Origin of the sequence: Burkholderia sp. BCC0044 (assembly GCF_902832955.1) — a bacterium.
Classification (GTDB): domain Bacteria; phylum Pseudomonadota; class Gammaproteobacteria; order Burkholderiales; family Burkholderiaceae; genus Burkholderia.
The window spans coordinates 385,189-410,677 of record NZ_CADFDO010000003.1 but is presented as its reverse complement, the minus strand read 5'-3'; the positions used below and the strand labels follow the sequence as shown (position 1 = coordinate 410,677).

General features: G+C 65.8%; 25 protein-coding genes. 17 read left to right on the top strand and 8 right to left on the bottom strand.

The window, feature by feature from the left end; translation table 11 throughout:
* Nucleotides 1-70: 70 nt before the first annotated feature.
* Complete coding sequence (locus HWX14_RS18855) at nt 71-1,177, bottom strand: hypothetical protein (protein ID WP_175883941.1); 1,107 nt, start codon at nt 1,175-1,177, stop codon at nt 71-73.
* Between the two features lie 1,371 nt (nt 1,178-2,548).
* Between HWX14_RS18855 and HWX14_RS18850 the strand changes: the two genes are divergently transcribed.
* The 3 genes from HWX14_RS18850 to HWX14_RS18840 all read left to right on the top strand — a co-directional run bounded on the left by HWX14_RS18850 (nt 2,549) and on the right by HWX14_RS18840 (nt 4,639).
* A complete protein-coding gene (locus HWX14_RS18850; protein WP_175883940.1) occupies nt 2,549-3,748 on the top strand; it encodes a PLP-dependent aminotransferase family protein in 1,200 nt (399 codons plus the stop codon).
* A 12-nt stretch (nt 3,749-3,760) separates the two neighbouring features.
* Nucleotides 3,761-3,952 carry a hypothetical protein gene (locus tag HWX14_RS18845; protein WP_175883939.1) on the top strand — a complete coding sequence of 64 codons (192 nt, stop codon included), beginning with the start codon at nt 3,761-3,763 and terminating at the stop codon, nt 3,950-3,952.
* A gap of 99 nt (nt 3,953-4,051) precedes the next feature.
* Complete coding sequence (locus HWX14_RS18840; protein ID WP_175883938.1) at nt 4,052-4,639, top strand: pyridoxamine 5'-phosphate oxidase family protein; 588 nt, start codon at nt 4,052-4,054, stop codon at nt 4,637-4,639.
* Between the two features lie 25 nt (nt 4,640-4,664).
* Here HWX14_RS18840 and gcvA read toward each other — a convergent pair whose 3' ends face one another.
* Nucleotides 4,665-5,555 (bottom strand): transcriptional regulator GcvA, encoded by an 891-nt coding sequence (gcvA, locus tag HWX14_RS18835; protein ID WP_175883937.1) that lies wholly within the window; start codon nt 5,553-5,555, stop codon nt 4,665-4,667.
* Between the two features lie 134 nt (nt 5,556-5,689).
* On the opposite strand from gcvA, the gene HWX14_RS18830 reads away from it, so the two are divergent.
* The 13 genes from HWX14_RS18830 (at nt 5,690) to HWX14_RS18770 (ending at nt 18,421) form a co-directional block, all read left to right on the top strand.
* Entirely contained in the window at nt 5,690-6,394 is a 705-nt protein-coding gene (locus HWX14_RS18830; protein ID WP_175883936.1) for an SDR family oxidoreductase, read from the top strand.
* 188 nt (nt 6,395-6,582) lie between these two features.
* Nucleotides 6,583-7,860 (top strand): epoxide hydrolase, encoded by a 1,278-nt coding sequence (locus HWX14_RS18825; protein ID WP_175883935.1) that lies wholly within the window; start codon nt 6,583-6,585, stop codon nt 7,858-7,860.
* Between the two features lie 286 nt (nt 7,861-8,146).
* Entirely contained in the window at nt 8,147-9,190 is a 1,044-nt protein-coding gene (locus tag HWX14_RS18820; protein ID WP_175883934.1) for an alpha/beta hydrolase, read from the top strand.
* Nucleotides 9,190-9,738: a cytochrome P460 family protein gene (locus tag HWX14_RS18815; RefSeq protein ID WP_175883933.1), complete on the top strand. Its 549-nt coding sequence runs from the start codon at nt 9,190-9,192 to the stop codon at nt 9,736-9,738. Before HWX14_RS18820 ends, HWX14_RS18815 begins: the two co-directional genes overlap by 1 nt.
* A gap of 282 nt (nt 9,739-10,020) precedes the next feature.
* Nucleotides 10,021-10,368 (top strand): DUF4148 domain-containing protein, encoded by a 348-nt coding sequence (locus HWX14_RS18810; protein ID WP_175883932.1) that lies wholly within the window; start codon nt 10,021-10,023, stop codon nt 10,366-10,368.
* An 84-nt stretch (nt 10,369-10,452) separates the two neighbouring features.
* Nucleotides 10,453-11,244 carry an alpha/beta hydrolase gene (locus HWX14_RS18805; RefSeq protein ID WP_175883931.1) on the top strand — a complete coding sequence of 264 codons (792 nt, stop codon included), beginning with the start codon at nt 10,453-10,455 and terminating at the stop codon, nt 11,242-11,244.
* A gap of 76 nt (nt 11,245-11,320) precedes the next feature.
* On the top strand, nt 11,321-12,721 hold the full coding sequence (locus tag HWX14_RS18800; protein WP_175883930.1) for an amidase family protein: 1,401 nt from the start codon (nt 11,321-11,323) through the stop codon (nt 12,719-12,721).
* A gap of 185 nt (nt 12,722-12,906) precedes the next feature.
* The gene (locus tag HWX14_RS18795) at nt 12,907-13,275 is read left to right on the top strand and encodes a hypothetical protein (RefSeq protein ID WP_175883929.1); all 369 of its coding nucleotides are present in this window, start codon (nt 12,907-12,909) and stop codon (nt 13,273-13,275) included.
* A 433-nt stretch (nt 13,276-13,708) separates the two neighbouring features.
* Nucleotides 13,709-14,179, top strand: coding sequence for a rhodanese-like domain-containing protein (locus tag HWX14_RS18790; RefSeq protein WP_077218049.1), 471 nt, complete (start codon nt 13,709-13,711; stop codon nt 14,177-14,179).
* Nucleotides 14,180-14,207: 28 nt separating this feature from the next.
* Complete coding sequence (gene epsC / locus HWX14_RS18785) at nt 14,208-15,146, top strand: serine O-acetyltransferase EpsC (RefSeq protein ID WP_011694557.1); 939 nt, start codon at nt 14,208-14,210, stop codon at nt 15,144-15,146.
* Nucleotides 15,147-15,154: 8 nt separating this feature from the next.
* Nucleotides 15,155-15,376 carry a helix-turn-helix transcriptional regulator gene (locus HWX14_RS18780; RefSeq protein ID WP_006484517.1) on the top strand — a complete coding sequence of 74 codons (222 nt, stop codon included), beginning with the start codon at nt 15,155-15,157 and terminating at the stop codon, nt 15,374-15,376.
* Nucleotides 15,377-15,513: 137 nt separating this feature from the next.
* A complete protein-coding gene (locus tag HWX14_RS18775; protein ID WP_006479760.1) occupies nt 15,514-16,446 on the top strand; it encodes a family 2A encapsulin nanocompartment shell protein in 933 nt (310 codons plus the stop codon).
* A complete protein-coding gene (locus HWX14_RS18770; RefSeq protein WP_175883928.1) occupies nt 16,421-18,421 on the top strand; it encodes a family 2A encapsulin nanocompartment cargo protein cysteine desulfurase in 2,001 nt (666 codons plus the stop codon). Before HWX14_RS18775 ends, HWX14_RS18770 begins: the two co-directional genes overlap by 26 nt.
* A gap of 74 nt (nt 18,422-18,495) precedes the next feature.
* Here HWX14_RS18770 and HWX14_RS18765 read toward each other — a convergent pair whose 3' ends face one another.
* From HWX14_RS18765 to HWX14_RS18740, 6 genes are all read right to left on the bottom strand, one after another.
* Complete coding sequence (locus HWX14_RS18765; RefSeq protein WP_175883927.1) at nt 18,496-19,380, bottom strand: acetylglutamate kinase; 885 nt, start codon at nt 19,378-19,380, stop codon at nt 18,496-18,498.
* 48 nt (nt 19,381-19,428) lie between these two features.
* Nucleotides 19,429-19,950, bottom strand: coding sequence for a PTS sugar transporter subunit IIA (locus HWX14_RS18760; protein ID WP_175883926.1), 522 nt, complete (start codon nt 19,948-19,950; stop codon nt 19,429-19,431).
* A gap of 290 nt (nt 19,951-20,240) precedes the next feature.
* Nucleotides 20,241-20,855 carry a LysE family transporter gene (locus HWX14_RS18755; protein ID WP_175883925.1) on the bottom strand — a complete coding sequence of 205 codons (615 nt, stop codon included), beginning with the start codon at nt 20,853-20,855 and terminating at the stop codon, nt 20,241-20,243.
* A 179-nt stretch (nt 20,856-21,034) separates the two neighbouring features.
* Entirely contained in the window at nt 21,035-22,675 is a 1,641-nt protein-coding gene (groL, locus tag HWX14_RS18750) for a chaperonin GroEL (RefSeq protein ID WP_175883924.1), read from the bottom strand.
* A gap of 12 nt (nt 22,676-22,687) precedes the next feature.
* Entirely contained in the window at nt 22,688-22,978 is a 291-nt protein-coding gene (locus tag HWX14_RS18745) for a co-chaperone GroES (RefSeq protein ID WP_011694564.1), read from the bottom strand.
* Between the two features lie 142 nt (nt 22,979-23,120).
* Nucleotides 23,121-24,404, bottom strand: coding sequence for an alpha/beta fold hydrolase (locus tag HWX14_RS18740; RefSeq protein ID WP_175883923.1), 1,284 nt, complete (start codon nt 24,402-24,404; stop codon nt 23,121-23,123).
* A gap of 384 nt (nt 24,405-24,788) precedes the next feature.
* On the opposite strand from HWX14_RS18740, the gene HWX14_RS18735 reads away from it, so the two are divergent.
* Nucleotides 24,789-25,469: a class II aldolase/adducin family protein gene (locus HWX14_RS18735; RefSeq protein ID WP_175883922.1), complete on the top strand. Its 681-nt coding sequence runs from the start codon at nt 24,789-24,791 to the stop codon at nt 25,467-25,469.
* The last annotated feature ends 20 nt before the right edge of the window (nt 25,470-25,489 follow it).

Here is a 25,489-nt window from a genome sequence, read left to right as displayed (position 1 = left end):
TAGATGTGTTGTGCCGTTGTATAGCTGTAGGAAGCTACACCTTGATTTAAGATTTTTCTTGCGTAAATTATTATATCTGTTCTGCAATTTCATCAAGATCAAATTCTTTTAGTAGCTGCTTGGCGTGATCCTTGTCGTGAAGTTTTTTTTGAACAAATTCCTTTATTATGATTGGGAATTGATTGCTGTATTTTACTTGGTCGTTCTTCTTAGCTATTTTTGCCAAATATGTCAGATGTGCTATTGGGTTTTCTGAGTCATATAGTCCGAAGCGCAGCTTCTTGGCAAGATCATTGGCTTGAGCAAAGCTATCGGAGTTTTCATATATTTTTAGCATTCGGTCTATCACTAATTCTGGAGTGTCAAACCAGAATCCCCCGAAAACGTCATCGGCTGATGCTCGCTTGACGCGCTTCAATGAAGATTCATAGAATGGAAGTTCTTTCTTCGCAAGAAGATACTCAACGGAATCGAAAGAGTCGGTTGGTAAGTTCTCGACAAATGTCCTCAGGCGTAACCGATCTGCCTCTCCAACAAAATCCCAAAGCTGTACTCCTTCCCCGTGGCCAATGAATTTTACCGTTCGAACCAATTGATTGTCGTCGTTAAGGTTGGGGATGAGTGCTGCCAGCAATTCTCGCATTAGGCGCTTCCATTGCTCAGGGTGCATTTCGGAAAGTGCAAATAGAGAATTAGATGCTCTGCTATGTGTTTCGGAGCTGTCCCACTCGTCCTTCAAGATTCTCTTTATGAGAATGCTTAGGTAGCTTCTCAGTAGAGACTCTCGTGGTTTTGCGAGTGCGCCAGCTTTCAGGAATACGAGTGTGTCGTTGCTTTTTGAAGGGAAAAAATTTGAATCCAATTCTGACACAAGGCGTTCCAGTGCTTGCTTGCCTTGAGCTGCTGGTTGGGCTAATACATAGCGCGTAGCATTAACTATATGCAGTCGAGCTAATTCTGGTGTGGCCTCGAAAACTTCAGTATCAGAAACCAGCGACGGATGCGCGCACCGATTCCGATCTTCGATCAATCTTCCTAGGTCGATAAATTCGATGTGTGAGATGAATTGAAACTTGTCTCGAGCAATTGGCAGTAGTTCTTTCTCGAACGAAAGGGCCGCTCGCACATCGCCGTCTTGTCTTGCTCGATCAAATGTTGCAATGGTTTCTGCGGCCATCGCATCTCCGGATGCAGCTAGCTCGCGGATTTTGTCCACGAGATCGAACGCGACGGCGATCCAACACGCGACCACTGAGGCTCTGTATGCCCCCGCCTTGTAGCATTGGACTGCTTCTCTAATGTATTTTCTTGATCGCGGATCTGGGCATTCTGACACTAACTCGTCTAAGTCAATAAGCATCTTGGCCTCTCGGTGGGCATGTTGCCGGGGAAGTGCCACATTGGAGTGGCGTCGTCGTTTCCTTGGAGTACCCATGCGGCGGCTGGCCGGCACATGTGGGGTATGCAAAGGAGCATCTTTGTTATTATTAAGCGACTCTCTTTGGGAGCACAAGACGCAAACGTCGAAGGCGGGATCAGGAAGAAGAATACGCAGAGTCAGGTTCTAGTCGTAGTGCGCCTCCACCGAATAGCTAATCTCTTCAATTCCCCATCTCTAAGATGTTGACTCGACTACACTGATCGAGAAGCCTTGCTTCTCACCATCGGAAGTCACGCACAGTCTCAGCACCGATGGTCGGAAAATTAGTCTTTCTTAACAAGAACCAGCGAAGGGGAAGGCAGAAGCGAAACCCAAGGCAACAAAGAAGCGCGGGCCGCATGGGCGGCAACCCATACGATCTGTTGACAACCACCACCTAGTTACAGGGATCGGACGCGGCTAATGCTAATAGTAGCCGCGCCGAAAGAACAAACCGGTCAACATGCAGGAGACGTTTGATCTGGTCCTGCGCAACTACCCGGACCTCCCATACGAGGTCGGCCGCACTTATCGGGGATGCAGGCGATCGCATTGATTTCAAGATCTTCGATTTAAGCCTGGCGACCGTGGGGACTGGTCGCCAACTAGGTAACCCCGGTAGATCACGATCATGCTGGACTAAAGCCAACTGCCGCTGCGAGAGCAGCCGTACCATGATCCTGATTGAGAACTGTCGCCGCTATAGCACCTGCTAGGGCCGCTTGCTGTGGCTCTTGCGAGTGGATGTAGGCGTTTCCAGAAAGCGACTGACCACCGGGTCGAACCGTCCTAGCCCTTGTCGCGAACGTCGCGCGTCACACCAATAACCGTCTTCAACAACTGTCACGGCCGCAAGGCCCGTGAGGCTGCACCCCGTCCGGCGAAACACTCTCTGAACACCCGTTCCATAGACAGCCCGCAACACCTGCATCAACAACCCAGCCCCGCTACACCCCCCATCCCCATGTAATGACCAAACCGCAAGACCTAGTGCATAGATATCGTTTGCCGAGCCCTTAATGACTATCGACAATCGTGGCTCGAATTCCCCGCCTCGGCGCCAGAAGCGCCTAGGCGGCCGGCACTCGACGGCCATCCCGGCCGTCCGCGCCCCCCGCTCACGACGACATGTACGCGTTCACGCCCTCATTCCAAAACCCTGCCGGCTCGCCGATCCGCGAGTTGTTCAAGTACCTGTCCGAACCGGGCATGATTTCCTTCGCGGGCGGTTACCCGGCCAGCGACCTGTTCGACGTCGACGGCCTGAACGCGGCTGCCGAGCGCGCGTACGCGCAGCCCGTCCGCTGCCTGCAATACGGCCCGACCGACGGCCTCGCCGAACTGAAGCAGCAACTGATCGCGCTGATGGCGCGTCGCGGCGTCGTGTGCACGCCGGCCGAACTGCTCGTCACGACCGGTTCGCAGCAGGGTCTCGACCTGCTGCTGCGCGTGATGGTGTCGCCCGGCGACGTCGTGCTGACCGAACAGCCGGCGTACCCGGCCACGTTGCAGGCCATGCGGTTGCAACAGGCGCGCATCGTGACGATTCCCGTCGACGGCGAAGGTCTCGACGTCGATCGTCTCGGCGAACAACTCGCGTCCGGCGCGATCGCGCAGCCGAAGCTGCTCTACACGGTCCCGACCTTCGCGAACCCGACGGGCGCGACGCTTACGCGCGAACGCCGGCTGAAGCTGCTGCGTCTCGCGGTGCAATACCGTTTCCTGATCGTCGAGGACGATCCGTACGGCGACCTGCGTTTCGCGGGCGAAGCCGTGCCGTCGATGCTCGCGCTGGCCTGCGAAGTGGACGGCGCGCGCGACTGGCTCGTGCATTTCGCGAGCCTGTCGAAGATCGTCGCGCCGGGACTGCGCGTGGGCTGGACGATCGCGCCGGCCGAAATCGCGCGGCGCTGCGTGATCGCGAAGCAGACGGTCGACCTCTGCAGTGCACCGTGGACGCAGGCGACCGCCGCCGAATATCTGGCCGACGGTGCGCTCGAACGTCATCTGCCGCGCATCACGGCCGCGTACCGGCGTAAGTGCGACGCGATGTGCGACGCGCTGCGCGACGGGTTCGGCGACGCGATCGAATTCCATCGTCCCGAAGGCGGGATGTTCGTGTGGGCGCGGCTCGGCGCGGTGTCGTCGGACGCGCTGCTGCAACAGGCGATCGCCAACAAGATCGTGTTTGTGCCCGGCAAGGCGTTCTTCGCGGACAACGTCGACGCAGCGTCGCTGCGCCTGTCGTTCGCCGCGCCGGATGTCGATGCGATCCGGGGGGGCGTCGCGCGCCTCGTGCGCGCGTATGGTGCGGCGCGGGCCGCGTGAGGAGATATCGACATGACAATCACCGTCAACGAAACGGCATCGATGGGGGCAGCGGCGAGTGCCGCCTATGAACAACCGGCGAAGCATCGCTCGTCGCAGATCAGCGCCGGGCCGCAGTATGTGGCCGACGTGCTCGGCCGCTTCGGCGCGGAGCCGGCGACCGATGCCAGCGAGGCGGCGTCGGTCGTGCTCGGCTACAACTGACATGACAGGCACGAGGGCAACGCCGCATTACATGCGAGCCGTCGCCGAAACAAACGGTTAAGCTGGCGCGATCGAAACACCGACGATCGCCACCGCCTCATGTCCGACTCGATCTCCGAATCGCTCGCGCAAACCTACGACCGCTTGTGGTCCTGCCTCGAATCCGGCGTCAGCGTGCAGCGCTCGCCGTTCACGATGCTGCAGGCGGCGACGCTCGGCCTCGATGGTGCGCCGAAGGTTCGGACGATCGTATTGCGTCAGGTGAATCGCGCCGAGCGCGTGCTGTCGTTTCATACCGACGTACGTTCGGAGAAGGTCGCGGAGTTGCGTCGCGATCCGCGTATCTCGATCGTCGCGAACGATCTCGACGCGCTCGTGCAGATTCGCGCGGAAGGCGTTGCGTCGATCTGCGAGGACGAAGCGCAACGGCGCGCGATCTGGGAGGCGAGCCGCCCGCATACGCTGCTGCTGTATCGCGCGCCGTTGCCGCCCGGCACGCCGATCTCCTCACCGGAAGACGCGCATCTCGACAGCACCGCACCCACTACAGATGGCTACGAAAACTTCTGCCTGATCCACATGACGGCCACGCGCATCGACTGGCTCGAACTCGCGCGCGCCGGCCATCGCCGCGCGGTATTCGACCTGAACGAAAGCGGCTATGAAGCCCGCTGGATCGCGCCCTGACGCGGGCCAAGCGCGCTCAGTTCGCTCAAGGCCGCCCGTCCGACGCGGCCTGGATCATCCACTCGCGCATCACCGCGATCGCATCGTCGTCGCGGCGCTCGGCCGGATACACGAGATAGAACCCCATCGACAGCGGAAACGCGAAGTCGAACGGCTTGCACAGCCGTCCGGCGGCGATGTCGCGCTCGACGAGCGGCTCGGTCGCGAGCGCGATGCCCTGGCCGGCGACGGCCGCATCGATCGCGAGCGACGTCTGGTTGAAGCGCAGCCCCTTGTGCGGATCGACGTCGACCGGTGCGGGCATCGCCGCGAGGAACTCGGGCCACAGGTCGTGCGCGTCGTGCAGCAGCACCTGCCCGGCGAGCGCGCGCGGTGAGGCCGGCCCGGTCAGCACCGACGGGCTGCACACCGCGCACACGTCGAGCGGGAACAGCGCGTGGGTGGCGAGATGCTTGCCGAACGGCGGCTTGCCGTAGCGGATCGCGAGATCGACGCCGTCGTGGCGGAACGTCGCGATCTGCGGATCGGCGATCACGCGCACGTCGTAGTCGGGGTGTGCTTCGGTGAACTGCGCGAGCCGCGGGATCAGCCACTTCGACGCGAACGACGGCGTCGTGCTGATCGTCAGCGCGGCGCGCCGCTTCACGAGCTTGTCGGTCGCATCGGCGATCGCATGCAGCGCACGCTGCACGTCGGAGAAATACGCGGCGCCGTCGTGCGTGAGCGCGAGGCCGCGCGGCAGGCGCTCGAACAGCTTCAGGCCGAGCACGTCCTCGAGGTGGCGCACCTGCTGCGCGACGGCGCCCTGCGTGACGCCGATCTCGTCGGCGGCGGCGCGGAAGTTGAGGTGCCGCGCGGACACTTCGAACGCACGAAGCGCATTCAGCGGCGGCAGGCGGGAAGGGCGTGGCGGCATCGTCAGGCTGTAGAAAAACTATCGGCTGGCGGCAGAAATACTGGTTCGACAGTCGGAATCGATGCGCCTACATTACCACCATGGCGCACCGACCGGCGGCTGCGCGGCGGCAGAATCGGAACGAGGAGCGGATCGTGACTGTAGAAAAAGTGGCGTTGATCACGGCGGCAGGCAAGGGCATGGGCGCGGCGATCGCGCGCGAACTGGCGGCGACCGGCTATCGCGTCGCGCTGATGTCGCCGTCGGGCAGCGCGGTGGCGCTCGGCGAGGAACTGGGCGGTTTCGGCATCAAGGGCTCGGTGACTGACGAGGCCGATATCGACCGGCTCGTGCAGGAAACGGTCGCGCGCTACGGCCGGATCGACGCGGTCGTGAACAACACCGGCCATCCGCCGAAGGGCGAGCTGCTGGCGATCACCGACGACAACTGGCACGCGGGGCTCGACCTGATCCTGCTGAACGTGGTGCGCGTGATGCGCCGCGTGACGCCGATCTTCCAGAAGCAGGGCGGCGGCGCGGTGGTGAACATCTCGAGCTTCGCGGCGGATGCGCCCGAGCAGCCGATGCCCGTGTCGTCGGCGCTGCGCGCGGCGCTGAGCGCGTGGACACGCCTGTACGCGGAACGCTATGCGGCCGAGAACATCCGGATGAACGCGGTGCTGCCGGGCTTCATCGACAGCTGGCCGGAAACGCCGGAGATCGTCGCGCGCATCCCGGCCGGCCGCTTCGGCAAGACCGGCGAGATCGCGAAGACGGTCGCGTTCCTGCTATCGGACGGCGCGGGCTACATCACCGGGCAGAACATTCGCGTCGACGGCGCGATCGTCAAGGCGCTCTGAGCGTCACACCGGCGGGCGGCCGCGCAAGCGTGGCCGCTACAAACACGTACAAATCAGACAAATCCGGGATACATCGGACCTTTCAAATGGGCGACGCCGCGTGACGAGGGCGCGCCGGATTGAAAGCCTCGGGGCGATCCCGCGCGCGGCATGTTCACTTTCCACTTCACGAAAGGAGATGCCGAACGATGTCTTCCACACCGTTTTCCCCGATGCGTCGCCACCTGCTGGCCACTTCCGTGGCCGCCGGGGTCTCGGCGATGCTGCCCACCGCGCTGCATGCCGCTACCGGCGCAAGCGGCATACGCCCGTTCACCGCGCACATTCCCGATGAAGCCGTGGCCGACCTGCGCCGTCGCATTGCCGCGACGCGCTGGCCGGGCCGCGAGACCGTCGCCGACGAATCGCAGGGCGTGCGGCTCGCGCGCATGCAGGCGCTGCTGCGCTACTGGGGCACCGACTACGACTGGCGCAAGGGCGAGGCGCGCCTGAACGGTTTCCCGATGTTCATCACGGAAATCGACGGGCTCGACATTCATTTCATTCACGTGCGGTCGCGGCACGAGAACGCGATGCCGATGATCATGACGCACGGCTGGCCCGGTTCGATCTTCGAGCTGCTGAAGGCGATCGGCCCGCTGACCGACCCGACCGCGCACGGCGCGAGCGCGGACGATGCGTTCCACGTCGTCGTGCCGTCGCTGCCGGGCTTCGGCTTCTCGGGCCGGCCGACGAAGACCGGTTGGGGTTCCGACCACATCGCGCGAGCGTGGGGCGAGCTGATGGCGCGGCTCGGCTATACGCGCTTCGTGTCGCAGGGCGGCGACTGCGGTTCGGTGATCTCGCACCGGATGGCGATGCAGCGCGTGCAGGGTCTGGCCGGGATTCACGTGAACATGCCGGCGACGGTGCCGCCGGATATCGCGACGCTGCTCGCGACCGATGCGCCCGCGCCGGCTTCGCTGTCGCCGAAGGAGAAGGCCGCGTACGAGAAGCTCGCGACGTTCTATCGCGACAACTGCGGCTACTCGGCGATGATGGTCACGCGGCCGCAGACGGTCGGTTATGCGCTGGCGGATTCACCGTCAGGGCAGGCCGCGTGGATGTATGACAAGATCTCGCAGTGGACTTATAGCGGCGGCGTGCCCGAACGCTCGATTCCGCGCGACGAGATCCTCGACGACATTTCGTTGTACTGGCTGACGAATACTGCGACGTCGTCCGCGCAGATCTACTGGGAGGATCACTCGAACAACTTCAACGCGGTGGATATCTCGTTGCCGGCGGCGATCACGGTGTTTCCGGGCGAGATCTACCAAGCGCCGCGCAGTTGGGCCGAGCGCAGTTATCACAACCTGATCTACTTCAACGAAGTCGACAAGGGCGGGCACTTCGCGGCATGGGAAGAGCCAGAGCTGTTTGCGCGTGAAGTGCGTGCCGGGTTCCGGCCGTTGCGGCGAGCGTAAGCGGCATTGCACGACGAACACGGGCCGGCCTGTTGCGCGGCCCGTGTTCGTTTCTGCCGCGCAGCCGCTCCAAAACGTCGTTTTTCTCTCCATTTTTGAATCGCTGTGTGTCGTGTTCGCACACGGATACGTTGGGATACAAAGCGTCCGAATGGTTCGGATATAAAACCGGTGAAGCGATTCACACGGCGGCGCGGCGCCATGCGCCGCCGCTGCGAACGGCGAAAACCGATTGCCCGCGCGTGCCGCGGGCCTTTCCTTAGCGATCGACAATGGAGAACGAATCATGCCTGATACCGTGAACACCCGCCGCCGCCTGATCCTGGGCACCACGCTGGCAAGCCTGAGCCTGGCCGACCTCGGCTTCAGCGCGCTCGCGCAAGCGCAGTCGGCGCCCGATGCTTCCGCGGCGAAGCGCTCGGCCGGCGTCGCGTCGCTGGGCACGATCCACCAGATCGATGCAGGCGTGCTCAACGTCGGTTACGCGGATCTCGGGCCGAAGCAAGGCCCGGTCGTGTTCCTGCTGCATGGCTGGCCGTACGACATCTACAGCTACGCGGAAGTCGCGCCGCTGCTCGTCGCGGCCGGGTATCGCGTGATCGTGCCGTACCTGCGCGGCTACGGCTCGACGACGTTCCGCTCGGCCGACACGGTGCGCAACGGCCAGCAGGCGGTAACCGCCGTCGACATCATCGCGCTGATGGATGCGTTGAAGATCGACCGCGCGGTGTTCGGCGGCTACGACTGGGGCGCGCGCACGGCCGACATCATCGCGGCACTGTGGCCGCAGCGCGTGAAGGCGCTGGTATCGGTGAGCGGCTACCTGATCGGCAGCCAGGCGGCGAACGCCAAGCCGCTGCCGCCGCAGGCCGAATTCCAGTGGTGGTATCAGTTCTACTTCACGACCGAGCGCGGTGAACTCGGCTACGCGCAGAACCGCGATGCGTTCAACAAGCTGATCTGGCAGCTCGCGTCGCCGAAGTGGCAGTTCTCCGACGAAACCTATGCGCGCTCGGCCGCATCGTTCCGGAATCCCGATCATGTGGCCGTCGTGATCCACAACTATCGCTGGCGTCTCGGGCTCGCGAAGGGCGAAGCGCAATACGACGACATCGAGCGGCGTCTCGCGGCCGGGCCTTCGATCACCGTGCCGACGATCACGATGGAAGGCGACGCGAACGGCGCGCCGCATCCGGAACCGGCCGCGTACGCGAAGAAGTTCACCGGCAAGTACCAGCACCGGACAATCACCGGCGGCATCGGCCACAACCTGCCGCAGGAAGCGCCGCAGGCATTCGCCGATGCGATCCTGCAAGTGGAGCATCTGTGATGCGGGCCCGCGTGGGGGTGGGGCGGCGCGGTGCGCGCCGTATGCTCGTCGCAGGCGTGCTGCTGGCCGCTGCGTGGTCGGTGAGCGGGCCGGCCGCGTTCGCGGAGCAGCCGAAGCCGGCCGCGGCCGCCGCCGCATCGCCGATCTACGGCGTGACGATTCCGCCCGGCTACCGGAAGTGGGAAATGGTCGCGCCGGCCGAAGAGGCCGCACCGCTCGACGAGCTGCGCGTGGTGCTCGGCAATCCGGTCGCGATCCGCGCGCTCGAACAGGCAACGCTGCCGTTCCCGGACGGCACGATCCTCGTGAAGCTCGCGTACAAGCGCAAGCAGTCCGACGAGTTCGCGCCCGCGACGGTGCCCGGCCAGGCGACGACCGTGCAGGTGATGGTGAAGGATTCGCGTCGCTATGCAGCGACGGGCGGCTGGGGCTTCGGGCGCTTCATCAACGGCGTGCCGGCCGACATCGGCCAGCATCAGACGTGCTTCGGGTGTCACCAGGCGCGAGTGAAGAACCACGATTACGTGTTCACGCAGCTTGCGCCGTGACGTGACACGGCGGTGTGAAGTGGACGGAAAGGCGTGCCCTGCGAGGCACGCCTTTTTTCGTGGTGCGTAGCGCGGGGCGAAATGAATCGAATCGGCAAGCGAGTGTGTATCGCACTGTATCCAGGGCCGCTCCTGAAAAACTGGCATGCAGAAAGCCCGGTTTCGGAAACATGCCGGATACGTGCGCGGGTTCTACTGTCGACATGCAGCAAACGTTCGGTGTCAGACGTTCGCACCGGATGCCCAGTGATCGACACCCCAACCTGTCCTAGGAGAACCTTCATGAAAGCCGCTCGAATCCTCGCCGTTGCCGTCCTCGCCGTCGCACCCGCGCTGTCGTTCGCCGATACCGGCCACAGCCTCACGCGGGCCGAAGTGCGCGCCGATCTCATCCGTCTCGAGAAGGCCGGCTACCACCCGGCCGGCAGCGAAGCGCATTACCCGGACGACATCGCCGCCGCACAGAACGCCATCGCGGCTGCCGAGCAGGTCGCACGTTCCGACCAGAACGCCCCGTCGAAGTCGCAAGGCGACAACGTGGCCGATGCGTCGACGCCGGCCGGCCATCGCGATGCCGCGCAGTCGCGCGCCGCACGCAACGCCGCCGACGACCTGTACGCGCATTCGTGATGCCATGCCGCGCCTGCCGCATGCAGGCGCGGCCGCTCAGGCAGCACTTCACTTCAACGACACGATAAAGAAAGGAGCATGACGATGGCCGGTTTGATGAAACGCGTCCTGGTATCCGCCGCGGTGATCGGCGGACTGTTCGGTGCGGTCGCGGCGCAGGCCGCGCCGAAGGAAGACCTGAAGGGCACCAACGTCGTGCTCGTGCACGGCGCGTTCGCCGACGGGTCGAGCTGGAACCGCGTGATTCCGCTGCTCGAGGCGCGCGGGCTGCACGTGGTGTCGGTGCAGAATCCGCTGAGCTCGCTCGCCGACGACGCGGCCGCGACGAAGCGCACGATCGACGAACAGAAGGGACCGGTCGTGCTGGTCGGCCACTCGTGGGCAGGCGTCGTGATCAGCGATGCGGGCAACGACGACAAGGTGAAGTCGCTCGTGTACGTCGCCGCGTTCGCGCCCGACAACGGCCAGTCGATCGCCGACGTCACGCAGGGGCTGCCGGCGCCGTCGTGGGCCGGCGAGTTGCGCAAGGACGCGGGCGGTTTCGCGCGGCTGTCGGACAAGGCGATCGCGCAGGATTTCGCGCCGGATCTGCCGGCCGCGCAGCAGCGCATCGTTGCCGCGACCCAGGGGCCGTGGTATGGCGGGTGCATCTCGGAGAAGGTCGCGCAGGCCGCGTGGCATGCGAAGCCGTCGACGTTCGTCGTCGCGACGCAGGACCGGATGATCGATCCGACGCTGCAGGAAGCGATGGCGAAGCGGATCGGCGCGACGGTCACGCGCGTGAACGCCAGCCACGTCGCGATGCTGAGCCAGCCGAAGGCCGTGGCCGACGCGATCATCGCCGCCGCCGAGCGCGCGAAGCCGGATACGCAGTGAGCGCATGCTGCGTGGCGCTGTCGTGAGGACGCGCGGCGCCGTGAGCGATTGTGATGTCTTTTCACCAGGAGAAGTCATGACGCAACTCTGGCAACTGTCGGCAACCGAACTCGCGACACGCGTGCGGCAGCGTGACGTGTCCGCGCGCGAAGTGGCTGACGCCGTGCTCGATCGGCTCGATGCGGTGAATCCGGCGATCAACGCGGTGGTCGAACATCGCCCCGACGACGTACGCAGGCAGGCCGACGAAGTCGATCGCGCAATCGCGCGTGGCGACGATCCGGGGCCGCTCGCGGGCGTGCCCGTCACCGTGAAGATCAACGTCGATCAGGCCGGCTTTGCGACGACCAATGGCACGCGCCTGCAGGAAAACCTGATCGCGCCCGCCGACAGCCCGGTGGTCGCGAACATCCGCAAGGCCGGCGGGGTACTGCTCGGCCGTACCAATTCGCCGACATTCGCATTGCGCTGGTTCACGTCGAATCTCGTGCATGGCCATACGCGCAATCCGCGCAATCCGTCGCTGACGCCGGGCGGATCGAGCGGCGGCGCAGCGGCGGCCGTCGCCGGCGGGATCGGCCCGCTCGCGGTCGGCACCGACATCGGCGGCTCGGTGCGCTACCCGGCCTATGCGTGCGGCGTACACGGGATCCGGCCGTCGCTCGGCCGCGTGCCGGCGTTCAATGCGTCGTCGCCGGAGCGGGCGATCGGCGCGCAACTGATGTCGGCGGCCGGGCCGATCGCGCGCACGATCGATGATCTCTCGCTCGCGCTGCGGGCGTTCTCCGCGCCGGACCCGCGCGATCCGTGGCACGTCGCGGTGCCGTTCGACGGGCGCGAGGTGGCGAAGCGCGCGGCGCTGTGCGTGCGTCCGCGCGGCCTGGAGGTCGTGCCCGAAGTCGAGGCCGCGTTGCGCGATGCCGCGCGCCGGCTGGTCGATGCAGGCTGGACCGTCGACGAGATCGACGATACGCCGCCGATGCGCGAGGCTGCGCTGCTGCAGGAACAGCTGTGGCTCGGCGATGGTTTCGACGCGCTGGCGAACGCGGTCGAGCAAGACGGCGATCCGGGCGCGACGGCGGTGATCGCCGCCGTGCGCGGCAAGGTGCGCGATCTGCCGGCGGATGTGATTAGCCGTGCGCTGGTTCGACGGACGACGTTGACGCGAGCGTGGCGGCTGTTTCTCGATGAATATCCGGTGTTGCTGCTGCCTGTTTCGTCGGAACTGCCGTTTCCTGATGATCTCGATCGGCTGGGGCCGGAAGGGTTCGATCGCGTGTGGGAAGCGCAGCTCACGTTGCGCGCGCTGCCCGCGATGGGGCTGCCGGGGCTGGCCGTGACGACGTCGATCACGAACGGCGTGCCGGTGGGCGTGCAGGTGGTGGCCACGCATCATCGCGAGGATCTGTGTTTGCTTGCTGGGCGCGATATCGAGGCGCGTGGCGTGCCGGTTGCGGTGGTCGATCCGCTACCGTGATGCGTTGAAGAACGAGGGCATCGGCAATGCCGGTTGGCATTACGCCGATGCATCGTTACCTGTCGGATATCGCGCGATGGCGCGACGTTGGTCGTTAACAGCTCAACTGAATCGTAGCCACCGTCGGGATATTGGTATTCCCGTCCGAAATACTCGGCATGACCGAAATATGGCCAGGATGAAAGTTGGCCACGCACGAAAAGCTGACGCTCGTGTTGTTGAGAATCGTCATTGAAACATCGGTCGCTTGCCAATGGAGCGATGCGTTCGTCCATGGCGCGCCGACCGACGCCGTGCATGTCCCGTTACCCGTGGTCGACGTACATGAAATGCTCAGAGACGTCTGCGCATGCGCTGGCGATGCGGATAACAGCAGGGGAATCGACAGAAGCATGGGCAAGAAAATATTTCGTGAATGTTTGGTCATATTTGTTCCGAAAATTCTTGTTTATCCGTCAGATGGGGAGGATCGCGTGATTCGATACCGTGAAAGACGCGACGCGAACATCGTACCGAACCCGAGTCGGGAACGGGGGCACTTCTCGTGCAGGTGACAGACGGATAAGGGCTTTCGCAGGCCCGGCGAGCCGAAATGCGGGATCGACGCGTATTGGCCTCTCCGAATCGTATTGACGAAAGCAAAATGACAGCTCGATTCGGCGGCGTGCGCCACGCGCGTCGGCGCCGATTCGGACTTTGCAGATGTCCTGACACGCAGGGCGTCATGTCATGACTGTTACGCCATCCCTGTCGCGCATCCTGCGCGGTGGTCTCCCTCATTACCAAACACGGCACGGCAATCCGTTCAACCGTGGTCCTCTGCCATTGCATTCCCCGCGGCGCTGATTAGGAAATGAATTTTTATTGGTTCTGCTTCCCCGACCGCGCTCGCATAGTGGCGTTGACGGCTATAGACAGCACGCAAGCTGCAACAGCCGCATTCCCGGTGTCTTTGTTCATACGAATCTGAGAATACAAGGAAGTGTCATGACGGTTGAACTGGAAGAACGAACCGCTGCGCAGCAGGCGCTGGAAGACGCCCGCGCGGCGGCCCTGGCGGCCGGCAAGCCCTACGCGGGCGGCGTTGCGCCGGAAGCCGCGTGGGCGCTGTTCTCGGCGGGCGATGCAGTGCTGGTGGACGTGCGCACGGCCGAGGAACGGAAATTCGTCGGTTACGTGCCGGAGTCGCTGCACGTGCCGTGGGCGACCGGCACGAGCCTGACGCGCAACCCGCGCTTCGTGCGCGAACTGGAAGCGAAGACCGGCAAGGACGCGGTCGTGCTGTTGTTGTGTCGCAGCGGCAACCGTTCGGCGCAGGCGGCCGAGGCCGCGGCGAAGGGTGGTTTCACGCAGGTGTTCAATGTGCTCGAAGGCTTCGAGGGCGACCTCGACGAGCGGCAGCATCGCGGCGGCCAGAACGGCTGGCGCTTCCGCGGCCTGCCTTGGGCGCAGGATTGATTCACGGCCGTTACGGGGAGAAAGCAGCATGGCCGCATTCGATATCGACGACATCGTTCAATCGCTGCAGACGGTGCGCCGCGCATGGCGCGAAAAGCAGCGGCGCTCGCTCGAACCGGGCGGGCGCGATTTGCCGGCGCGCGAGGCGCTCGCGCAGATCGTCGGTGCGCTGAAAGGCGTGCTGTTCCCGATGCGGCTCGGGCCGCCCGACCTGCGGCAGGAAAGCGAGAACTTCCACGTGGCCCACGCGCTCGACGCGGCGCTGAACGCGTTGCTCACGCAGGTGACGCTCGAATTGCGCTACGCGGCGCGTCACCGCAATGCCGACGGGCCGGCCGACAACCTCGACGAAGTCGCGTCGAAGGCCGTGCAGGCGTTCGCCGCGCGCTTGCCGGAGATTCGCCGGCTGCTCGACAGCGACGTGCTGGCGGCCTTCCACGGCGATCCGGCGGCCGGCAGCGTCGACGAGGTGCTGCTGTGCTACCCGGGCATCCTCGCGATGATCCACCACCGGCTCGCGCACGAGCTGTACGGGCTCGGCCTGCCGCTACTCGCGCGGATCATCGCCGAGCAGGCGCATGCGGAAACCGGCATCGATATTCATCCGGGCGCGCGCATCGGCGCGGGCTTCTTCATCGATCACGGCACGGGTGTCGTAATCGGCGAGACGGCGATCATCGGCGAGCGCGTGCGCGTGTACCAGGCGGTCACGCTCGGCGCGAAGCGCTTCCCGCGCGATGCGGCCGGCCATCTGGAGAAAGGGCTCGCGCGCCATCCGATCGTCGAGGACGACGTCGTGATCTATGCGGGCGCAACGATCCTCGGCCGCGTGACGATCGGGCGCGGCGCGGTGATCGGCGGCAACGTGTGGCTCACGCAGGACGTGCCGGCCGGCGAAAACGTCACGCAGGCCGTGCTGCGCAGCGAAGCGAACGCCGCGCCGCGCACGGCGGCGCGCGTCGCCTAGGAGGCGCGATGAGCGACCTCATCCATCACTTCGGCGCCACCGTGCGCAAGCTGCGCGAAGCGCGCACGTGGTCGCAGGAGCAGCTGGCCGAGCACGCGGGGCTGAACCGCTCGTACGTCGGCGAGATCGAGCGCGGCGAGGCGATTGCGTCGATCGTCACGGCCGACAAGATCGCGCGCGCGTTCGACGTGTCGATCTCGACGCTGCTGCCGGGCGCGTACGTCACCTGAGGCCGCCTCCATCGTTTTCCCCTTTCGGGTGCACGACCTGACGGCTATAGCATGTTGAGCCGGCGGGGGCGTGCTTCCGATAATCACCCAGCGTCATAAGCAATCCCGTTTTTCATCTTAAGAACCCGGAGCCACACATGTCGACCGTTGCAAGCGGCACGGCCGCGCTGAGCGATCACGCCGCCCGCCAACTAGCGAACGCTACCAAGACCGTTCCCCAGCTTTCCACGATCACGCCGCGCTGGCTGACCCATCTGCTGCAATGGGTGCCGGTCGAGGCCGGCATCTATCGCCTGAACCAGGTGAAGAACCCGGAAGCGGTGCGCGCCGCGTGCACGCAGCTCGAGGACGAAAGCGTGCTGCCGCAGACCTTCGTGCCGTACGAGGAACAACCGCGCGAGTATTTCCTGAACGCGGTGAGCACGGTGCTCGACGTGCATACGCGGATCTCCGATCTTTACAGCAGTCCTCATGACCAGATCAAGGAACAGCTGCGCCTGACGATCGAGACGATCAAGGAGCTGCAGGAAAGCCAGCTGATCAACAACCCGGACTACGGGCTGCTCGCGAACGTGACCGACGAACAGCGGATCTTCCCGCTGACGGGTGCACCGACGCCGGACGATCTCGACGAGCTGCTGACGAAGGTGTGGAAGGAGCCGGCATTCTTCCTCACGCACCCGCTCGCGATCGCCGCGTTCGGGCGCGAATGCACGCGGCGCGGCGTGCCGCCGCCGACGGTCAGCCTGTTCGGCTCGCAATTCCTGACGTGGCGCGGCATTCCGCTGATTCCGTCGGACAAGGTGCCGGTCGCGGACGGCAAGACCAAGATCCTGCTGCTGCGCGTCGGCGACAAGCGCCAGGGCGTCGTCGGCCTGTATCAGCCGGGCGTCGCGGGCGAGCAGGGGCCGGGCCTGTCGGTGCGCTTCATGGGGATCAACAACCAGGCGATCGCGTCGTACCTGATCTCGCTATATTGCTCGCTCGCGGTCCATTCGCCGGATGCGCTGGCTGTCCTCGATGACGTCGAAATCGCCAAGTTCCATGACTATCCCGACACCTACCGTTAATCCCGGCCTGACCGGCGGCGACGCGCACGCGTTGCCGCATGCGCCGCTGCCGGCCGGCTTGCCCGACCCGGCGACGCTCGCGCGGCTCGCGTCCGAGTTCTTCGCGACGCCGCCCGGGCAGGCCACCGCGCCCGGGCTGTCGGCAGGGAGCGGCGCAGTCGGCGGCGTGCCGTCGGCACTGCCGGCGGCGGCGCCGATCCTCGCGTCGGTGAGCAACCCGGTGCCGGGCGGTTCGCCGCTCGCGGGCCCGGGCGGAGCGGGCACCGGCGTGCCGGGGCTCGCGCTGCCGCAAGGCAAGGTACCGGGCGCGAACCTCGCGCCGTCCGCGCCGACGCACGTGCTGTCGCTCGGCAACCGCGCACCCGCGCTCGCGCCGCATGCGGCCGCGCAGAACGGGCTGCCCGACAACGCCGTGTCGATCGCGCCCGCGCTCGAACCGCGTGTCGGCGGCGCGGCGCTCGGCGTGCCGCAGGTGAATGCGCCGGTATCGGACGGCGCGGCGAAGGCGTCGCCGTACTACTTCACCGACGGTTCGCTGCAAGGCTGGCAGGCGACGCCGCAGGACATCGTCGTGCCGTCGAACGGCCTCGCGTCGCCGGAAGCGTTCGGGTTGCCGGGCGACGACGCGCTGCGCGCGCTGCTCGCCGTGCATCGCGACGTGCCGGCTTCGCGTGCATCGGGCGCCGACGTGCCGCGTTATTTCATCGACGATGCGCAGGCAACCGAGCCGCAAGGCCAGCTGCATCGCGGCGCCCATCCGCCGTTCGACGTGAACGCGATCCGCCGCGACTTCCCGATCCTGCAGGAGCGCGTGAACGGCAAGCAGCTCGTCTGGTTCGACAACGCGGCGACGACGCACAAGCCGCAGGCCGTGATCGACCGCCTCGCGTACTTCTACGCCCACGAGAACTCGAACATCCACCGCGCCGCGCACGCACTGGCCGGCCGCGCGACGGATGCGTACGAGCATGCGCGGGAAACGGTGCAGCGCTTCATCGGCGCATCGTCGCCGGACGAGATCGTGTTCGTGCGCGGCACGACCGAGGCGATCAACCTGATCGCGAAGACGTGGGGCGTGCAGAACGTCGGCGAAGGCGACGAGATCGTCGTGTCGCACCTCGAGCATCACGCGAACATCGTGCCGTGGCAGCAGCTTGCCGCGCTCAAGGGTGCGAAGCTGCGCGTGATTCCGGTCGACGATTCGGGGCAAGTACTGCTCGACGAATACCGGAAGCTGCTCAACGATCGCACGAAGATCGTGTCCGTCACGCAGGTGTCGAACGCGCTCGGCACGGTCGTGCCGGTGAAGGAGATCGTCGAGCTCGCGCATCGCGCGGGCGCGAAGGCGCTCGTCGACGGCGCGCAGTCGATCTCGCACATGCGTGTGGACGTGCAGGCGCTCGATGCGGATTTCTTCGTGTTTTCCGGGCACAAGATCTACGGGCCGACCGGGATCGGCGTCGTGTACGGCAAGCGCGCGATCCTCGAAGACATGCCGCCGTGGCAGGGTGGCGGCAACATGATCGCGGACGTGACGTTCGAGCGCACGGTGTTCCAGCCGCCGCCGAACCGCTTCGAAGCCGGCACCGGCAACATCGCGGATGCGGTGGGGCTCGGCGCGGCGCTCGATTACGTGAGCCGGGTCGGCATCGAGAACATCGCGCGCTACGAGCACGATCTGCTTGCGTATGCAACGAGCGTGCTCGCGCCGGTGCCGGGCGTGCGGCTCGTCGGCACCGCACGCGACAAGGCGAGCGTGCTGTCGTTCGTGCTGAAGGGCTATGAAACCGAGGAAGTCGGGCAGGCGCTGAACGAAGAGGGCATCGCGGTGCGCTCGGGGCATCACTGCGCGCAACCGATCCTGCGGCGTTTCGGGCTCGAGGCCACGGTGCGGCCGTCGCTCGCGTTCTACAACACGTGCGACGAAGTCGATGCGCTGGTGCGTGTCGTCAGGAGACTGGCGACGCGGCGTTGACGTTGTCGTTGTGCTGACGTTGTCCGCTTGCGGCGGCCTTTGCGGGCCGCCGCAAGCGTTTTGATGCTACCCGGTCAGAAGCGCACGACCGGCTTCTGCTCGACGCTGAACCCGTCACGCAGCACGCACGCCGAATCGGCAAAGTAGCGGCGGGTTTCCGACAGCAGATCGGTGTTGCCGCGCCGGCAGAACACCATGCCCGAACCTTCCTCCGTCAACAGTTCGTCGATCAGCGACGCGGGTTGCCCGATATCGGCGAGATGGACGTTCTGCACGCCGTGTGCGAGCGCATCGAGCGCGTCGCGCACGCACGGCGCCGCATCGGCGGCCGGATGCTCGGCGAGCCATTGCTCCAGCTCCGTGATGCCGTACAGCCCGGCGAGCTCGCCGAGTTCGTGCAGCAACGCTTTGTCGACCATCATCACCAACGAGACGGCGCCCGTGCGTTGCGCGAGCACGCTGCCGAGCCGTTCAGCGCGCAGCAGGCAGTCGCGGCCCGCGTCGTCCGGCGCGACCGGCATCACGACGGGCGCCAGTCCGTTGTCGAGCAACGCGTTCAACGCGGTGACGTCGAACCGCGCGACCGTGCTCGTGTTCGCGCTGTCGGGGTCGGCGCTGGCGACGAGCAGGCCGCCGTCGTGACCGTCGATGCCGATCGCCCGCGCGCCGTGGCTGCCGATCAGGCGCACCAGTTCATGGTTGACGCGGGCCATGGCGGCGTGTGTCGCGTGGACCGATTGCGTGCCGGACGCAGTCGGGATGCTTTGGATCACGATCGGATGGATGCCGGTGAGCGCGAGCAGCGCGACATCCTGCGCGAAGGCGGAGCGCGTGTGGACGTCGCTGGCGGCACCGCCGTCGACGATGACGACGGTCTGTCCGTGCAACGCCTGCATGAACGGAAGCGAGCGGGCCAAGCCGGCCACACGTCGAGTGGGAGTTGCAGGGTCTGGGAACATGGGAATCCGAAATGATGGAGGGGATACCTGTCGTCGCGCGACGTTGGCTCAAACCGTGCGTTGCATGAGCCGGTGAACGTCGCCGGGCGTTTGCGCATCGCGCGACGCCTGCCGGATCGCGCGTTCGCTGAACCATCGCGCGGCGTCGGCGAGCAGTTCGAGGTGCGCGCGGTCGTCCGCGTGCGGCAGCACCAGCACGATGAATTCGCGCACGGGCTTGCGGTCCGGCGCGTTGAACGCGAACGGGTATCGCGCGCGAACGAACAGCGCGGCGGCCGAGCGGAGCCCGTCGATGCGCGCATGCGGAATCGCGACGCCTTGGCCGAGGCCGGTCGAGCCGAGTTGTTCGCGCCTGATCAGTTCGGCCCGGATCCGTTCCGCGGATACGCCGCTGTCGCGTGCGACATGGTGAGCGACGAGATCGAACAACTGGATCGCGCTTTCCGCCGGCACGTCGAGCAGGATGTTGCCCGGCGGACAGGCATCGGCGAGCCGGGTCGCGAACGGCGTGCGGCCGCGTCGGTGAGGGAGGTCGGGTTGGCCGCCGACGGCGGCCTGCTGCGTTTGCATGCGGATTGCTCCGTGTCGGGATGACACGGAAATCCTAGTCAACCGCGCGTAAAGACGGTGTCAGATACACGGGGACCGAGCGTTAAAATTTCGTATCGAGCGCCGCGGGGGCTGGGCCCGATAATACGGATGACTTCACGTGCCCGACAGCACGAACGGCAGCATCGTCAGCAGAAACACCGGGTCGTTGCCGGTCCAGCCGAGGCGTTCGTCGTCGTCCAGAATGGTTTGTGCGGTCGGCATGGCAACTGAGCGGCGCGGGCTCCGAAAAAGGACAAATACGCAGCGGATCAACGTCCGGCCAGCATCCGGCCGCCCACGCCCATCAGCAAGAGACCAGCCGCCGTATCGAGCACGGCCTTGCGTCGGACCAGCAGCCGGCGCACCGACGGATGCGATGCGAGCAGCGCCATCGTGCAATACCACGCGGCCGAGATCGCAACCGACAGCGCGACGACCGATAGATCGAGCCATGCGGGCGCATGAGCCGGCACCATCAGCGCGAAGATGCTGCCGTAGAACGCGACGGATTTCGGGTTCGTCATGCTGACGACGTAGCCCTTCCGAGCCGCGTTCCAGTCGGACATCGCGGCCGGCGCGGAAACGGGCAGCGGCTGGCGTGCGGTCATGATCATTTTCAGGCCGAGCCAGATCAGGTAGGCGGCGCCCGCCAGCCGCAGCGCGGTGTGAACCCACGCGACATGCGTGACGAGCAGGCTCAGGCCGGCGATCGCGATCGCGGCCCAGGTGCCGGATGCGGCGGCGAGGCCGAGCCCCGTCATCACGCCAGCGCGGCGCGACATCACGGCAGTCGACGTGACGATCACGAAGTTCGGGCCGGGGCTGGCGACGCTCAGCAGCAGGACGCCGGCGAGCGGAAGCAGGGTGTTGGCGATGGGCGACATGGCGTGGAAGCGGCAAGGCGGAACGGGTCTTCATCTTACCCGAGCGCGGCGATCGGCCCGCCGGCCACGGCATTGCGTCGCGCCAAAGCAAACAACGCGTGACGACTTCCATCGCCACGCGTTGCAGGATCCTGCCCAACCGCGCACACCGGCGAACCGGCGCGCACGCTGCTGCGTCGTCAGAAATCGAACCCCGGCCCGCCCGCACCCGGGCCGCCCGGCGCGGCGGTCGGCGCCGCATCCTTCGGCGCTTCGAACACGGTCGCATCGGTCGTCAGCAGCAGCCCGGCCACCGACGCCGCGTTCTGCAGCGCGGTGCGCGTGACCTTGGTCGGATCGAGCACGCCCGATTCGACGAGGTCGCCGTACTCGCCCGTTTGCGCGTTGTAGCCGAAGTTGCCCGTGCCTTCCGCGACCTTCGCGACGACGACGCTCGCTTCCTCGCCCGCATTCGTGACGATCTGGCGCAGCGGTTCTTCCAGCGCGCGCAGCACGATCTTGATGCCCGCGTCCTGATCGGGGTTCGCGCCCTTCAGTTCGCGGATCGCCTGCCGCACGCGGATCAGCGCGACGCCGCCGCCCGGCACGATACCTTCCTCGACGGCCGCGCGCGTGGCGTGCAGCGCGTCGTCGACGCGGTCCTTCTTCTCCTTCACCTCGATTTCGGTCGCGCCGCCGACCTTGATCACCGCCACGCCGCCCGCGAGCTTCGCGACGCGTTCCTGCAGCTTCTCGCGGTCGTAGTCGGACGTTGCTTCTTCGATCTGCACGCGGATCTGCTTCACGCGCGCCTCGATGTTCTTCGCGTCGCCCGCGCCGTCGATCACCGTGGTGTTTTCCTTGCCGACCTCGATGCGCTTCGCCTGGCCCAGTTCGGCGAGCGTCGCCTTCTCGAGCGTCAGGCCCGTTTCCTCGGCGATGACCTGGCCGCCGGTGAGGATCGCGATGTCCTCGAGCAGCGCCTTGCGGCGATCGCCGAAGCCCGGCGCCTTGACCGCGACCGTCTTCAGGATCCCGCGGATGTTGTTCACGACGAGCGTCGCGAGCGCTTCGCCTTCGACGTCTTCCGCGATGATCAGCAGCGGCCGGCCCGACTTGGCGACCTGTTCGAGCACCGGCAGCAGGTCGCGGATGTTCGAGATCTTCTTGTCGTGCAGCAGGATGTACGGGCTTTCGATCTCGGCGATCTGCTTGTCCGGATTGTTGATGAAATACGGCGACAGGTAGCCGCGATCGAACTGCAGCCCTTCGACGACGTCGAGCTCGTCGGCGAGCGACTTGCCGTCCTCGACGGTGATCACGCCTTCCTTGCCGACGCGATCGATCGCCTCGGCGATGCGCTGGCCGATCGATTCCTCGCCGTTCGCGGAGATCGTCGCGACCTGCGCGATTTCCTTGCTCGTGGTGGTCGGCTTGCTGATCTTCTTCAACTCGTCGACGGCCGACGTGACGGCCTTGTCGATGCCGCGCTTCAGGTCGAGCGGATTGAGCCCGGCCGCCACGTATTTCTGGCCTTCACGGACGATCGCCTGCGCGAGCACGGTGGCCGTGGTCGTGCCGTCGCCGGCCGCGTCGCTGGTGCGCGACGCGACTTCCTTCACGAGCTGCGCGCCGATGTTCTGAAGCTTGTCCGCGAGTTCGATTTCCTTCGCGACCGACACGCCGTCCTTCGTGACGACGGGCGCGCCGAAGCTGCGTTCGAGCACGACGTTGCGGCCCTTCGGCCCGAGCGTGACCTTCACCGCGTTCGCGAGAATGTTCACGCCTTCGGTCAGCTTCGACCGTGCGATGTCGCTGAAAAGAATTTCCTTGGCTGCCATGATTGCGCTCCGTTATTGATTGACGACCGCGACGATGTCTTCTTCGCGCAGCACGAGAAACTCGTTGCCGTCCACCTTGACGGCTTGCCCCGCGTACTTGCCGAACAGCACGCGTTCACCGACCTGCAGGTCGGGCACGATGCGCTGGCCGTCCGTGTCCTTGCGGCCGGGGCCGACGGCGATCACTTCGCCCTGGTCGGGCTTTTCGGCGGCGCTGTCGGGGATCACGATGCCCGACGCGGTGGTGGTTTCCTGGTCGAGTCGCTTCACGATCACGCGATCGTGCAAGGGGCGTAGGCTCATTTTTTCGTCCTGTCCTGTTCTGTCGAAATTGGCTGGCACTCTTTAACAGAGAGTGCTGACGAGTATAAAAATGCATGGCGGCGCGATCCAATAACGGATTTGCACAAGCATTCGCGCCGTCGTGCAAAGCGCGGTGAGCCCGTTATTGCGACACGGCGGGCTGCGCGACCGGCGAGCAGACAGGGCGGATCGTCTCGCCGGCCAGCACGCGCTTCACGAACGGAATCGAATCGGCGAGCGACGCGTTCACGGTGCCGTTGTGCTCGCGGCCCGCATACAGATGCGCCTCGACCGTCGTGCCCGCCGCGCACGCGTCCTTGGCCAGCGCAAGTTCGAGCGGCGCCAGCCCGTCGTCCGCGCCTGCACCGATGAACACGGGCGTCGCGATCTTCAGCGTCGGGTACTTCAGGTAATCGTCCCACCACGCCTTCAGCCGCGCATCGCCGCCCGGTTTCACGGTGTTCGCGTGCGTGAGGTGCGCGAGCGCCGCATCGTCCTCGAGCGACGCGAGGCAACTGATGCGCGCCTGTTCGAGGATCGGCAGTGCGGTGTCGGTCAGCACTTCGTCGGCGCGCAGCGACGGGTCGATCTGCTGCGCGGACAGCACCGAGTAGAACTGGTACGCGAGCGTCGGATCGACGCGTTCGGGATCGCGCCGGTAGGCCGTCTCGAACTTCGGCAGCGATGCGAGCGTGGCGCGCGACGCGTTGTAGATCGTCCCGGTCGCGACGGTTGCGCGGATCGCCAGTTCGGGCGCATAGACCGGCGCGTAGCCGGCCGCCGCGATCACGGCCGAGCCGCCTTGCGACTGGCCGACGAGCACGACCTCGTTCGCGAGGCCCGGCACGCCGCCGAGCACCGCGCGCACGCTGTCGAGCAGCGTGTAACTGTTCGAGCGGTTGTTGAGCTGCGGATTCGGGCCGGGCGTGCCGAGGCCCTGATAGTCGGTGGCGACCACCGCGAACCCTTGCTGAAGCCATGCGTTCAGGTAACGCACGTCGCGATACGCGCGGCCGAACCACGACGGCGCGCAGATGTCGGCCATCCCGAACGTGCCGTGCGCCCACGCGACGATCGGCCAGCCGCCGGCCGGCGGCGTGCCGCGCGGCACGAACAGCGCGCCCGACACCGCGATCGGCGTGCGGCCGCCGACGCCGTCGGTCGATGCATACAGGATGCGCAGTTGTCGCCCGGCGCTTGCAAGCCCGAGCGTCGCGGGCAGCGCTTCGGTGCGCAGCAGCGCGCCGGGCGTGGCCGGAATGTCGTGGTCCCACGTGTAGAACGCGGATACGCGGCCGTCGCCCTGCAACGGGTCGGATGTGGGGACTCGGCCGGCCGAAGCCGCGAGCGAGACGACGGGAGGCACGGCGAGTGCCGATACGAGCAGCGTGCGCGCGGCGAGGCCGCGCAGGGAAAGAAGCGTCATGGTCGGATGGAGGTCGATGAGAGCGGATGCGCCGGACCAGGCCGGCGCGGGCCGAGTGCGATGCAAGTTTCGAACCAGCGGGGTCGTTGCGTACGCAACACACGGCACGGCGGGCGATCGGCGCGATGGCGCGCGCATCGCGCATACGCACCGGCTGCGTGTCGTGCAGCAATCCCGGCCGGCACGGTGTTGCTTGCGCAACAGACGCGTCTGCGCGGGCTGCACTGCGCAAGTCGGGTATCGCGCGCCTGCGCCGCGCCGGCCGGCCTTCGATACGCCCATCGCGGCGCTGGCACGATTGCTGCTGATTCGTTGACCGTGCATCGCGACGTTGCGGCGTTGCGACGCGAGCCCATCCGTTCAACCGATCAAGGAAACTTCCTCATGTCCGTCACCCAAGCCATCGACAGCGGCGAACTCGTGGCATTCGTCGAACGCGCGACGCGCGAATTCGCGCAGGCCGCGCGCGTGCTGAAGGAAACGCGCACGCTGTCCGCGACCAACACGTTCCAGGCGTTCCAGCGCGTGCCGGGCACGGAGCTCGTCGTCGCACTGTCGGCGCCGAGCCCGTGGGCCGCGTCGCAGGAGGTCCAGCCGGTCGTCGTGACGCTCGACGGCGACGTGCTGCACGGCGATGCGCGCGCGGGCGGCCACGGCCCGCGCTACGCGGGCGTATTCCGCGAGGCGCCGGAAGTCGATGTCGTGATCCACGTGCACGGCCCGTATCTCGGCGCATGGGCGAGCGCGCATCGGCCGCTGCCGATCCGTTACGCGCCGGCCGCCCGCTACACGCGGGCCCGCGAAATCCCCGTCTACGTCGATCGTCGCCCCGGCGAGCCGCGCTTCATCGTCGACACGATCCGGCGCGATCCCGACGTGCCGGCGATCATCGAGGCGAACGGCGGCGCGACGTTCTGGGGCAAGTCGATCCTCGACGTGTCGAAGTACATCCTGATTCTCGAGGAAGCCGCGTATTTCCAGGCGCTCGCGGAACCGCTCGGCGGCTCGCTCGAATTCGGGCCGGGCGCGCTCGAACAGCAATGGAAGATGACCGGCCTCGCATGATGCCGCGCGGCGGCCGGCGC

Bases quoted from the DNA above. Each gene is read 5' to 3' on its own strand.
- HWX14_RS18800 (WP_175883930.1), top strand. From the start codon at position 11,321: ATGACGCAACTCTGGCAACTGTCGGCAACCGAACTCGCGACACGCGTG.
- gcvA (WP_175883937.1), bottom strand. From the start codon at position 5,555: ATGCCGCCACGCCCTTCCCGCCTGCCGCCGCTGAATGCGCTTCGTGCG.
- HWX14_RS18790 (WP_077218049.1), top strand. From the start codon at position 13,709: ATGACGGTTGAACTGGAAGAACGAACCGCTGCGCAGCAGGCGCTGGAA.
- HWX14_RS18770 (WP_175883928.1), top strand. From the start codon at position 16,421: ATGACTATCCCGACACCTACCGTTAATCCCGGCCTGACCGGCGGCGAC.
- HWX14_RS18805 (WP_175883931.1), top strand. From the start codon at position 10,453: ATGGCCGGTTTGATGAAACGCGTCCTGGTATCCGCCGCGGTGATCGGC.
- groL (WP_175883924.1), bottom strand. From the start codon at position 22,675: ATGGCAGCCAAGGAAATTCTTTTCAGCGACATCGCACGGTCGAAGCTG.
- HWX14_RS18755 (WP_175883925.1), bottom strand. From the start codon at position 20,855: ATGTCGCCCATCGCCAACACCCTGCTTCCGCTCGCCGGCGTCCTGCTG.
- HWX14_RS18780 (WP_006484517.1), top strand. From the start codon at position 15,155: ATGAGCGACCTCATCCATCACTTCGGCGCCACCGTGCGCAAGCTGCGC.
- HWX14_RS18825 (WP_175883935.1), top strand. From the start codon at position 6,583: ATGTCTTCCACACCGTTTTCCCCGATGCGTCGCCACCTGCTGGCCACT.
- HWX14_RS18855 (WP_175883941.1), bottom strand. From the start codon at position 1,177: ATGGCCGCAGAAACCATTGCAACATTTGATCGAGCAAGACAAGACGGC.
- HWX14_RS18775 (WP_006479760.1), top strand. From the start codon at position 15,514: ATGTCGACCGTTGCAAGCGGCACGGCCGCGCTGAGCGATCACGCCGCC.
- HWX14_RS18850 (WP_175883940.1), top strand. From the start codon at position 2,549: ATGTACGCGTTCACGCCCTCATTCCAAAACCCTGCCGGCTCGCCGATC.
- HWX14_RS18765 (WP_175883927.1), bottom strand. From the start codon at position 19,380: ATGTTCCCAGACCCTGCAACTCCCACTCGACGTGTGGCCGGCTTGGCC.
- HWX14_RS18745 (WP_011694564.1), bottom strand. From the start codon at position 22,978: ATGAGCCTACGCCCCTTGCACGATCGCGTGATCGTGAAGCGACTCGAC.
- HWX14_RS18810 (WP_175883932.1), top strand. From the start codon at position 10,021: ATGAAAGCCGCTCGAATCCTCGCCGTTGCCGTCCTCGCCGTCGCACCC.
- HWX14_RS18740 (WP_175883923.1), bottom strand. From the start codon at position 24,404: ATGACGCTTCTTTCCCTGCGCGGCCTCGCCGCGCGCACGCTGCTCGTA.
- HWX14_RS18815 (WP_175883933.1), top strand. From the start codon at position 9,190: ATGCGGGCCCGCGTGGGGGTGGGGCGGCGCGGTGCGCGCCGTATGCTC.
- HWX14_RS18735 (WP_175883922.1), top strand. From the start codon at position 24,789: ATGTCCGTCACCCAAGCCATCGACAGCGGCGAACTCGTGGCATTCGTC.
- HWX14_RS18820 (WP_175883934.1), top strand. From the start codon at position 8,147: ATGCCTGATACCGTGAACACCCGCCGCCGCCTGATCCTGGGCACCACG.
- epsC (WP_011694557.1), top strand. From the start codon at position 14,208: ATGGCCGCATTCGATATCGACGACATCGTTCAATCGCTGCAGACGGTG.
- HWX14_RS18760 (WP_175883926.1), bottom strand. From the start codon at position 19,950: ATGCAAACGCAGCAGGCCGCCGTCGGCGGCCAACCCGACCTCCCTCAC.
- HWX14_RS18845 (WP_175883939.1), top strand. From the start codon at position 3,761: ATGACAATCACCGTCAACGAAACGGCATCGATGGGGGCAGCGGCGAGT.
- HWX14_RS18840 (WP_175883938.1), top strand. From the start codon at position 4,052: ATGTCCGACTCGATCTCCGAATCGCTCGCGCAAACCTACGACCGCTTG.